Below are 731 nucleotides of genomic sequence, written 5' to 3'. Positions count from 1 at the left end.
AGAAAATACATCAATTTTGATAAGTAGAAATGGTAAAAACATTGTATAGCATTTTACACAGGAGTCTGGACTTGACTATTATGCTTAAAGTTGTTCTTACACGATTAGTATATGATCGATTAATATATGAGCAAGCACAGTAAGTGTACGGACACTTACGAAAAAAATGATGAGGCAGCCCTTTGGGATCTGCTTCTTTTTTTATCAATTTTTAACTTGTTAGGGTGTACCCTAAGACCCCGAAATACATTCAAAGGAGGATTACCTATAGCAAATAGAATACGAAATGAAAGGCTTGAAATTAAATTAACAGAAGAAGAAAAGGCTCTTTTTGAGGAGAAAAGAAAACTTGCGAAATGTAAAAATATGAGCCATTTCATCCGCAAGTGTGTTTTAGAAAAAGAAATATATTAAGTGGATTTAGAGCCGTTTAGAGATTTACAGGGTTTCCTTTCCAATGCTACCAGCAACATAAATCAGATTGCAAAGCGTGTGAATTCCACCGGCATAATCTATAAGGACGATATAAATGATATGAAAAAGCAGATTGAGTATTTCTCAAAAGAGTTGTGGCAAATACATTCTCTGCTTCTTAACAGAACTTCCGGAGTGTTAAATGAGAGTGTAAAATATTTTGTGTAAATAGAAAAAAGAAAGTCCCTTCTGTAGAATAGAGTTACCACAACACATTCACAGAAGAGAGGACTTCCCTATGAACGATTTTACTACAG

Annotated in this window: 1 pseudogene; it reads left to right on the top strand. The window is 33.9% G+C overall.

The features are described from left to right. The first annotated feature begins 267 nt into the window (after window positions 1–267). A pseudogene (gene mobC / locus KQI94_RS16660) lies at window positions 268–642 on the top strand (plasmid mobilization relaxosome protein MobC). Window positions 643–731 lie beyond the last annotated feature (89 nt).

The organism is Enterococcus sp. S183_ASV_20, from assembly GCF_018919685.1.
In the GTDB taxonomy this organism is placed as follows: Bacteria; Bacillota; Bacilli; order Lactobacillales; family Enterococcaceae; genus Enterococcus; species Enterococcus faecalis.
The sequence above is the reverse complement of the archived record's forward strand: the minus strand, read 5'-3'. Positions and strand labels throughout refer to the sequence as shown.